The organism is Streptomyces hainanensis, from assembly GCF_004348415.1.
Lineage (GTDB): Bacteria > Actinomycetota > Actinomycetes > Streptomycetales > Streptomycetaceae > Streptomyces > Streptomyces hainanensis.
Genome location: NZ_SMKI01000815.1, coordinates 1 through 1,470 on the forward strand (window position 1 = coordinate 1; position 1,470 = coordinate 1,470).

Consider the following 1,470-nt stretch of genomic DNA (forward strand, 5'->3'; position numbering starts at 1 on the left):
ATCCCGCCCCCGCCGCCCGGCCATGTGCCGCCACGGCGGCCGACGTTCCGGCAGATGGTCCGTCATCTCCGCAACGAGGCGCAGGCCGGCCGGATGCTGCCGTTCGTCGTCACCCATCGGGGGCGTCTGGTGGGGCAGTTGACGGTGGCCGGCATCACCTGGGGCTCCATGTGTTCCGGCCATATCGGCTACTGGATCGACCGCGCGGCCGCCGGCCGGGGCGTCATGCCGACCGCCGTGGCGCTGGCCACCGACCACTGTTTCCTCGGGCTCGGGCTGCACCGCGTCGAGATCTGCATTCGACCGGAGAACGCCCCCAGCCGGCGCGTGGTGGAGAAACTCGGCTTCCGCGAGGAGGGCATGCGCCCCCGCTATCTCCACATCGACGGCGCCTGGCGCGACCACCTGGTCTTCGCCCTCACGGCCGAGGAGGTCCCCGAGGGCCTGCTGACCCGCTGGCACGACGCACAGCGAACTCCCCAGAAATAAAACAGATATTCGAATACCTGTTTTCGGGAGACACTGACCGACCGTGACCCCCCGGGTAACAATCGGAAGAAATACCCGGGATGACGGCCTGATCGTGCGACACACCGAGCCATTTGGCAGATGGACTCGCGCAAACCCCTCTACGGTGTGAGGGTGAGCAGCAGTGGCCTCATCTTCGCAATGATCGTCGGGGCCTGGGCCGCGTATCTCGTGCCGATGTGGCTCCGCAGGCAGGACGAGCTCAACGAGGCCCGGCCGACGGAACGCTTCAGCACCGCCATCAGGCTGCTGACGCGCAAGCGCGCGTCGGAGCAGTCGGCGGAGGGGGACACGCCGGAGCCGGACGCCGACGACGCCCCGCCGGCCCAGCCGGACGTCCACGCCGACGTCCGCGCCTTCGCCGAGCCCATCACCGACGCCCACCTCGAGCCGCCGATCCAGGAGCCGGCTCCGGCGGCGGCGTCCGTCTCCGTCGCCCTGAGCGGCCGCGCCAAGGTCCTGGCCCGCCGCCGGCGAACGACCATGATCCTGCTGCTGGCCTTCACCCTCGGCGGCATCGTCACCGTCACCGCCGGCACCCGGTTCCTCTGGCTGCCCGCCGTCCCGGCCGTGCTGCTCACGGCGTACGTCGTCCACGTGCGCCGCGCCGAGCGCAAGCGCACCGCCGTCGCCATCGACCGCCGCCGCGCCGAGGAGGCCGCCCGCCGGCTCCGCCAGCGCACCCAGGCCAGCTCGGCGGCGATGCCGGAGAAGCCGTCCAAGGCGATCGTCGAGCAGACCGACCACGCCGAGTGGGTCGACCAGCAGCGCCGCCGCCAGCCGACGCTCGACGACGAGCCCCAGAGCTGGGACCCGGCACCGGTCCCGCTGCCCACCTACGTCAACGCGCCGGTCGCCCCCCGCACCAACCGCGGCATCGACCTCGACGCCCCCGACACCTGGTCCTCGGCCCGCTCCACCACGGCCGCCTCCCCCCAGGCC

The 1,470-nt window shown here is 72.0% G+C and carries 2 protein-coding genes; both read left to right on the forward strand.

Annotated elements, in window-relative coordinates; genetic code table 11:
• Nucleotides 1–489: GNAT family N-acetyltransferase (locus E1283_RS36160; protein WP_132822385.1), on the forward strand; the 489-nt coding region annotated here is incomplete at its 5' end.
• Between the two features lie 153 nt (nucleotides 490–642).
• A partial coding sequence (sepX, locus tag E1283_RS37880; protein WP_165956377.1) for a divisome protein SepX/GlpR occupies nucleotides 643–1,470 on the forward strand: 828 nt, incomplete at its 3' end.